Here is a 7,945-nt window from a genome sequence, read left to right as displayed (position 1 = left end):
TAGCAGAACCGTAGCGACTCATCGTCCGAAAACGACGTTAATTCATCACACGCCCGCGTTCACCAGCAGGTTCGAGGCCCACCACTTGTTGTAGGGCGAGGCGGCGTCGGAGACCTTGTGCTGGTTGGTCATCTTGACCAAGGTTGAGTTGGGCAGGTAATCGTAGATGTGAAACGAGACGGAGCCGATGGTGGTGGAGTCGTAGCCGTAGTACCCTGTCCCGTCGTACGCGGCTGCGTGGTAGGTGGTCGTTGTCTTGTCGCCGCGGTAGAGATACCAGCACCCCAGAGTGCTGCACCATCCCGTCTTGCCGTCACCGGATGAGGCTTCGACGACCTGCGGGACGGCTGGCTGACTCGCCGCAGGCGTCGGACTGATGACGGTCATTTCCGAGGACACCTTGGACGGGTCCGGGCCTTGTGCCGCGACGAACCGCTCCATCTGCGCCCGTGACTTTACCGGGTCGATACACGTCCACGCCCCGACCCGATGAGCGGAAGCCACCGCGCACTGATCCTGCGCCGGGGCCGGTGATGGAGCGCCAGCCGTATTGAACAGAACCGCGGCCGCGGCCAAGGGTATGCCGACGAGCGCTGAGAGTCTTCCTAAACGCATGTCTGGTTCCTTCCCCTGCATTTCGCCACCCCCTATGAGGCACAGGCACCCATGTTTCGGAGAGTAGACCGCGACCCAGGGTGTCGCAATGTGGGCTTCCTGTGTTGTCGCTTGCCAGCGTGATGGGACCACCTCGTTGCCACGAGCGTGGGACCACTTGGAGGTGTCAGTGAGCATGCTGGGCCTGCCTGGTTTCGTCAGTCAAGGCTGACGCCCTGGCGTTGTCGGTGTGTGTGAGGGGCCCTCGATGACGAGGGTGTGCGCGGCGGAGGGGAGCCGGTCGATGGCCGACTGGGCCGGCGGTGGTCATTGCGAGCCACTCTGACGGCTCGCGGTTGGACACCCAGATGGTGGGCTTGCTGCGGTGTCGCTCGACGACGAGCTCGTAGAAGTCGTTGGTCTGGGTCGCGTCCAGGGCGCAGTGCGAAGTCGTCGACCTATGCGTTCCAATCCGCATAGATCGACCTATGCCGACACCGCGACTATGCCGAGGCGGGACGGGGGTCCTCCAGAAGAGCCGCACCCGATCCTTTCGTGCATCGGGTGTCGCTCGTCTTCCCAGACGAGCCCCTCGTTGAGGCCAACACAACGAGTCCTGAATGAAGGCAAAGGCCGGGTCGCTCGTCTTCCCAGACGAGCCCTCGGTTGAGGCGCGTCCCTGAACCCGTTGAAGTTGCTCGAGTCGTAGTGTCGCTCGTCTTTGGGGAGGGCGAACCGCATCGCCAACGCGGACGCTGCCAGCGCGTCGCTCGTCCTCCCGAGCGGCCATTCGTTGCGGCCGAGAGGTCTCGTAGAGCGGTGTTGCGGTGCGTTGCCAACGCAACACAACTTCACCAGATGTGAGTGTTCTGCGACAGCATCGAGTGCAAGCCTCGAACACGCCTGCCGTCGGGTCACCACAGCCAAGCTCGGTCCCCCACATGGGAGGAGGCCAATGAGCGACCCGAAGGCCGAGGCTGGCGACCGTGAGCTTGCCGACCACTACGACCGCGAAGAGGACCCGGCTCAAGGAGACTGGGGAGAGCCTGAGCCCCTGCGCAAGCCGGAACGCTTGGACGTGACTCTTTCGGTCCGATTCACTCCCTCCGAGATCGCCACCATTCGGTCACGAGCCGAGGCAGCGGGCCTCAAACCCACCGCCTACATCCGCCAGTGCAGTCTGGCGGCCGAGCGAGCCCCGATCGACCGTGCCCTCATCACTCGTACCGTCGACGCCTTGGCCCGCGACCTCGATGATCTTCGCCGAGCGACTGGCTGACGAGAAGCGCATAGCCCGCCCGAACCGGTCCTTCTGCCGGCCGGACGCATCGGGGAGGCGACCTCGGTAGCCGACTGGGCGGCATACGTCAATGGGTATGCCGCTCAGCCGGCACCCGCTGTCGGCTCCGGGGGGAGCGCGAAGCCGCGGACCACGGAGGCCAGGGTGTCGGTCCACACGGCGTCGAACACGCTCGGGCCTGTCACTCGCCAGAACCCGGGCCCCTCGGGAGGCGGCTTGGCTGCGCGCTCGCTCGCGGCCAGCCCGTGGCAGGTGGCGTGGAACGCGAAGATGCAGTCGGCATCGGTGCGCGCAGGATGGACCAGGCCGGCCTCGCGGAGCCGGGTGAACCACGCGGCGAGCGCCCGGTAGCTGGCGAGCGCGGCGTGGGCGACCCGGGGCTGCTCGACCGCCTCAGGCGAGATCTCCTCGAACGCCAGTCGGAACAACGCCGGTCGGCTCGACGCGAACCGCCGGAAGGCCACCGTCCCCGCGCGCACGAGGTCGGCAGCAGGATCGCTGGTGGCCTCCAGCCGACTGACTCGGCCGGCCAGGTCGTCGTAGCCGAAGGCTGCCAACGCGTCGAGCAGGCCCCGCTTCGAGCCGAACAGGGCATAGACGGCGCGATGGCTGGTGCCCGCCGCGTCCGCTACGCGGCGGACCGAGAGTGACTCCATGCCCTCCGCGTAAAGGAGGTCCGATGCCACGGCGAGCAGGGTCTCGGCCGTGGCGTCGTCGTGAACTCGTGGTCTGCCCATTGCCACACCTTAACGTGACGCTGTACCGTAACGGGGTTACATAACAACGCTACGAGGTGATGATGATGGAAGGTCGGGTTGCTGTCGTCGGGGGCAGCATGGGTGGCCTCGCGGCTGCGGCCGCCCTCGCGCCCGTCGTCGACGAGGTCGTCGTCATCGAGCGCGCTTCGGACACCGCCGGCAGCGTGGCGCCACAGGGGATGCTCCCGCACGTCATGTGCGCGGCCGGGAGCGTGGTCCTGGAGAAGCTCTTCCCCGGATTCAGCCAGACACTGCTCGACCAGGGAGCTGCCACCGGCGGTGACGACCCCGCCCGGCTGCCGGTCTACTGGCACGCGGCGGGGATCGTGCGCCGGCATCTCGCGCTCATCGAACCAGGCTTCCCTCGCGCGTTGTGCGGCCGCCGGCTCATCGAGCCCGAGCTGCGTCGGCGCGTCGAGGCGCTGCCCAACGTCACAGCCCTACGAGGTGTCGCTGCCACGGTGGACTTGGACGGCGATCGGCTCCGTGGGGTTCACCTCAAGGACGGCCGGTTGGTCGACGCAGACCTGGTGATCGACGCCACCGGTCGCGGCGGGTCGTTCCGGCATGCCCTGCGGCTACCGGAGCCGCCAGCGACGGAGGTCGTGATCGAGCTGAGGTATGTCGGCTTCGTCGTCGAACGGCGTGCCGACGACGACGAGATCGGCCAGCTGGCCGTGATCCAGAACACACCCAGCCTGCCGCGCATCGGCGTGCTGCTCCCCCTGGATCGCACGCGTTGGCACATCGCCCTCGGCGGCTACTTCGGCGGAGGCGCACCCACGGACCCGCGTGGGGCGATGGACTTCGCCGCCACCCTCGCCGACCCGCTGCTCGTCCGCTTCCTCGGCCGGCCGTTCCTCGAAGAGCCGCGGCGCTACACCTTCAGGTCCAGCCTGCGCCGCCATTGGGAACGGTCCAGCACGCCGGGGTTCGTGGCGACCGGTGACGCCGTGGCGAGCTTCAACCCGATCTACGGCCAAGGCATGAGCTCAGCACTCCTGCAGGCGCAGGCGCTGGCCGACGAGGTCGGCCGTCGAGGCATCGTGCCGGGCATCGAACGCCGCGTCGCAAAGCGACTGGCCGCAGTCGTGAACGACCCGTGGACCGTCGCCGTCGGCGGCGACCTGCTCTATCCGCAGGCGGTGGGCAGACGACCCGCCGGCCACCGGTGGGTCTCCGGCTACATCGAGCGTGTCATGCGCGCCTCCGCAGCGAACGAGGTCGTCAACGCCGCCTGGACCGACGTCCAGCAGCTGCTCGCGAGCCCGGGCTCACTGTTCCGGCCCGGGGTGATGCGCCACGTTCTCGCCTGAGGTCGCGCCGAGACCAAGGCGCGCCTGCTGCGCGAGCCGCGTCAGTCGGTCGTCGGGCTCGCGGTAGACGTCTGCGTGTCGGAGGGTGTGTCAGGGGATGTGGTCGCAGTCGTCGCTGTCGTCGGGGATGTGGCTGCCCGCGTCGTCCGTTGTGGCGCGGTGGTGCTCGGGGGTGGCTCAGACTCCGGCTCCGCCGAGGCAGTCGAGTTGGGCTTCGTGGTCGCCGACGCGGACTTGGTCGTGGTGCTCGACTCGGGCTTCGATGTTGCTGGCGCGGACTTGGTCGTGGTGGTCGGCTCGGACTTCGACGTTGCCGGCGCGGACTTGGTCGTGGTGGTCGGCGCCGGATCTGTTGTCGTCGGCGAGGGCTGCGTCGTCGTCGTCGTGGTCGTCGGAGCAGGCTCTGTCGTCGTCGTGCTACTGGTCGTCGTCGGCGGCGTTGTCGTGGTCGGCGAAGGCTTCGTCGTCTGCTTCGGCGGTGTCGTCGGGCTCGGCGTCCCGGTGGGCGGGGCCGTGGTCGACGCCTTCGGGCGCGATGTCGGCTTCGCCTTCGACGTCGGCTTCGCCTTCGCCTTCGCCTTCGGTGTCGGCTTCGCGGCCGGCACGGTCGTCACGGCCCCGAACGTCGTCATGAGCCCCAGCACATTGGCGAGGTAGGCCGTCGACCGGTTGTACGCGAGCACCGCGGTCCTGATGCCATCGTCCGTCCCGAGGTCTCCCCCGGCAGCGCAGAGGTAGGTGGCCGCGGCCAGCGCCGCGTCGTAGACGTCCTGGGGATCCGCCACCCCGTCACCGTCGCCGTCCCGGCCGTAGGCGGTCCACGTCCCGGGGATGAACTGCATCGGGCCGACCGCCCGGTCCCACGTGGCGTCGGCGTCCCAGCGGCCGCCGTCGGAGTCTCTGATCGCCGCGACGCCCTGGCCGTCGAGCACCGGCCCGTAGACCGGAGGAACGGCCCGGTTGCGTGCGTCGATCGCGCGACCGGCCAGGGAACCGGACTCGACCTGGCCGATGGCCGCGAGGAGCGCGACCGGCAGGTGACAGCTGCGCGGCGAGCGGGCGGCCGCGCGCTGGTAGGCCTCCCACAGCGGCGCGGGCAGCCTCCAGCCGCCGACGGGGACTCGCACCTGCGCGGCGAGCAGCCGCCCGGCCTCGTCCCGCGCGGAGGCCGGCGCGGACGAGTCCGCGTCCACCGACTCCTCCGACTGCGGCTGCGTCACCGATGCCGGCAGCGCCATCGCCGGGAACGACAATGCCGGATCCTGGGTCGCTGTCGGCCCGGCCCGCAGGACCCGCTCCCGGGCCCAGCTCCCGTAGTCACTGGGAGGAGCGCTGACAGCGAGCGCGCTTGCCGGTTGCCCCACGACCGGGGTCGGCGCGGTGGGACCGACCCCGCTGGGGCCGAGCAGCCCTCCGACGACCGCGACGACGGCAGCGACCGTCACAACTCTCGCAAGACGACGAGGCGCGGCCGCAGTGCTGCTGTGGTGCGCACGGGCGAGGCGGTGTAACGCTGAGCTCGTACGCACTTCGCCCCCTCCTGGCGCTGGGCTGACCGTTCCTCACGGTACGCCGCGAGCACCGTCGCCGCCCGGTGAACCGTGACTTGCGGACGCTCTGTTCCCGGATGGCTGCCCAAACCGGCCAGTTTCACCTGCAGCCCGTCCCGTCCGGAGGCATGGGTGCGTGGGCCACCGGCTGAGTTCCTGACGCGCCGCACCCGAACCTGCAGACGGCGCTCACCCGCGCCAAGGGCTGGGGGTGCACACGCGCCGGCCCACGAGCGCCACAGACTCACTCGCCATTTCAGTACCGGCCTGGAGGCGCCCCGAACTGCTGCCGACGTACCGCGGCTCACAAGTCCGACGTCCAGGACAGGTCCGCGTGACCCTTCGAAACCCGTCGAGTCCGGCTCTTCGGCAGGACTCGTCAGCTGGCCCGATGGGTCGCCTCATCAAGGACGCGTCGCACCCATTCCGAGCGGGATGTCCCGGCACGCCTCGCAGCATCGCTGACCGCTTGATCGAGTTCGCGCGGCAGCCGCACACGCAGCAGAGGGGACTCCCCGGTCGTCGACAGTGACGGGCGTCCGGGACCGCGGACCTGTGCGATGGCGTCCTCGACCGCCGCGTCAACGTACGCCCCATCAACCAATCGTCCTTGGCTGTCGCGCAGTTCCTCGTCCTCTGGCACGTCCGGCCCGAGTCGATACTCCACGTGCTCACTCATCTGGTCGCCTCCGCAACTCGGTCGGCATGACGTGGATCACGACGATGGCATCGTCGAGGTCCAGGGCCACAATTTCCAGTTGGATGCCACGGTCGTCGTCACCGATCCAGACCAGTCTTGCATCCGCTGTCGCGGTCGCCTCGACCCGCTGGGGCTGGACGGCGGTGATCACGGACATCGCGCGGGCTTTGCCGATCCGGTGGCGTCGGGCGGAGCGATACCACCGAAGTTCTCCACCCAGGTCCTTATTGTGTCACAGAACACGTCATGCTGTTACACTCCGCTGCCGCGGCCCGCCGACAGCAGGAACAGCGCGATTCACACCGTCCCTGCTGCCGAACCCGTTCCGTGCGCACGGGCAGGCGCGATCAGGCCCGGCTGAGCGGCATACGGCTCAGCTCTGGATCTCGAGCGTCATCGGGACGGCCTTGAGGGCCTGGCTGACCGGGCACGTCTCCTTGGCGCCCTCGGCGTTCTTGCGGAAGTCCTCGTCGCTCATCCCGGGGACACTTCCCTTGACCGTCAAGGTGATTCCGGTGATGCTCGGCGGGTCGAAGGTGACCGTCGAGGTCGTGTCGAGGCTGTCGGCGGGGTGGCCGGCCTGGGCGAGCATATTGGACAGCTGCATCGCGAAGCAGGTCGCGTGCGCGGCGGCGATGAGCTCCTCGGGGCTCGACTTGCCACCTGCGTCCTCCGCTCGGGCGGGCCACGTCACGTCGAACTGTCCGGCACCGGACGTCTCGAGGTTCGCGGTGCCCTTGCCCTCGAAGAGGGTGCCCTCCCAGTGGGCGGATGCAGTGCGGGTGGTAGCCATTGTCACTCCTTGGTTGGATACGACCGGCCGAAGTGGCTGGTCCCTTCCAGCCTTACCCCACCGCGTCGTTTCTCACAAGGGCGGCGTCGTAGAGCGCCTTCTTCGACAGGCCCGTCCGCTGCGCGATCTCGGCGCACACGTCCTTGAGCCGCTCCCCCGCGGCAACCCGCTCTCGTATGCCGCCGAGCTGGCTCTGCAGGTCCGGCGCAATGGGTGCCGCGCCGGCGACCACAACGGTGACCTCACCCTTGACGCCCTCGGCTGCCCAGCCGGCGAGCTCGCCGAGCGGGCCGCGGCGCACCTCCTCGTAGGTCTTGGTCAGCTCCCGGCAGACCGCGGCGGCCCGGTCGGCGCCGAAGGTGTCGCGCATCGCGGTGAGCGTCTCGGCCAGGCGATGCGGCGCCTCGAAGAAGACCATGGTGCGGGGCTCGTCGGCGAGGCCGGCCAGGGTGCGTGCACGTTCGCCGGCCTTGCGGGGCAGGAAGCCCTCGAAGCAGAACCGGTCGACCGGCAGCCCCGAGACGGCCAGGGCCATCAGGACCGCGCTCGGGCCGGGGACGCAGGTGACGCGGACGCCGTGCTCGACCGCGGCGACGACGAGACGGTAGCCGGGGTCGGAGACCGACGGCATCCCGGCGTCGGTGACGACGACGACCCGGTCGCCGGCTTGGAGTCGCTCGATGAGCTCCGCGGTGCGGGAGGCCTCGTTGTGCTCGTGGTAGCTGAGGACCGTGCCGGCCGGGGTCACCGCGAGGTCGGTGAGCAGGCGCCGGAGCCGCCGGGTGTCCTCGGCGGCGATGACGTCGGCGGTGGACAGCTCGTCGGCAAGGCGCGGCGCCGCGTCCCGGGGGTCGCCGATCGGCGTTGCCGCCAAGACGAGGACACCTGCACTCGGGCTCGCACTCATGCCCGCCATCCTTCCCTGTTCACTGGG

The 7,945-nt window shown here is 69.3% G+C and carries 8 protein-coding genes; 2 read left to right on the top strand and 6 right to left on the bottom strand.

Annotated features, from left to right (window positions below; genetic code table 11):
• Nucleotides 1-45: 45 nt before the first annotated feature.
• Nucleotides 46-441, bottom strand: coding sequence for a hypothetical protein (locus tag L0H79_RS18775; protein WP_301486169.1), 396 nt, complete (start codon nt 439-441; stop codon nt 46-48).
• Between the two features lie 1,108 nt (nt 442-1,549).
• Here L0H79_RS18775 and L0H79_RS18770 point away from each other — a divergent pair.
• Nucleotides 1,550-1,873: a hypothetical protein gene (locus tag L0H79_RS18770; protein WP_301486168.1), complete on the top strand. Its 324-nt coding sequence runs from the start codon at nt 1,550-1,552 to the stop codon at nt 1,871-1,873.
• Between the two features lie 104 nt (nt 1,874-1,977).
• Here the strand turns inward: L0H79_RS18770 and L0H79_RS18765 are convergent, their stop codons facing one another.
• Nucleotides 1,978-2,631: a TetR/AcrR family transcriptional regulator gene (locus L0H79_RS18765; RefSeq protein ID WP_301486167.1), complete on the bottom strand. Its 654-nt coding sequence runs from the start codon at nt 2,629-2,631 to the stop codon at nt 1,978-1,980.
• A gap of 65 nt (nt 2,632-2,696) precedes the next feature.
• On the opposite strand from L0H79_RS18765, the gene L0H79_RS18760 reads away from it, so the two are divergent.
• Nucleotides 2,697-3,968: an NAD(P)/FAD-dependent oxidoreductase gene (locus L0H79_RS18760; RefSeq protein ID WP_301486166.1), complete on the top strand. Its 1,272-nt coding sequence runs from the start codon at nt 2,697-2,699 to the stop codon at nt 3,966-3,968.
• A 41-nt stretch (nt 3,969-4,009) separates the two neighbouring features.
• On the opposite strand, the gene L0H79_RS18755 is transcribed toward L0H79_RS18760, so the two are convergent.
• The 4 genes from L0H79_RS18755 to rsmI all read right to left on the bottom strand — a co-directional run bounded on the left by L0H79_RS18755 (nt 4,010) and on the right by rsmI (nt 7,918).
• A complete protein-coding gene (locus L0H79_RS18755; RefSeq protein WP_301486165.1) occupies nt 4,010-5,413 on the bottom strand; it encodes a lytic transglycosylase domain-containing protein in 1,404 nt (467 codons plus the stop codon).
• Nucleotides 5,414-6,189: 776 nt separating this feature from the next.
• Complete coding sequence (locus L0H79_RS18750) at nt 6,190-6,369, bottom strand: hypothetical protein (protein ID WP_301486164.1); 180 nt, start codon at nt 6,367-6,369, stop codon at nt 6,190-6,192.
• A 222-nt stretch (nt 6,370-6,591) separates the two neighbouring features.
• A complete protein-coding gene (locus L0H79_RS18745; RefSeq protein WP_301486163.1) occupies nt 6,592-7,011 on the bottom strand; it encodes an OsmC family protein in 420 nt (139 codons plus the stop codon).
• 52 nt (nt 7,012-7,063) lie between these two features.
• Nucleotides 7,064-7,918 carry a 16S rRNA (cytidine(1402)-2'-O)-methyltransferase gene (gene rsmI / locus L0H79_RS18740; RefSeq protein ID WP_301486162.1) on the bottom strand — a complete coding sequence of 285 codons (855 nt, stop codon included), beginning with the start codon at nt 7,916-7,918 and terminating at the stop codon, nt 7,064-7,066.
• Between the last annotated feature and the right edge of the window lie 27 nt (nt 7,919-7,945).

Source organism: Intrasporangium sp. (genome assembly GCF_030452765.1).
GTDB lineage: Bacteria > Actinomycetota > Actinomycetes > Actinomycetales > Dermatophilaceae > Intrasporangium_A.
Note: the sequence above shows the minus strand (reverse complement) of the source record. Positions and strands in the feature narration are given on the sequence as shown.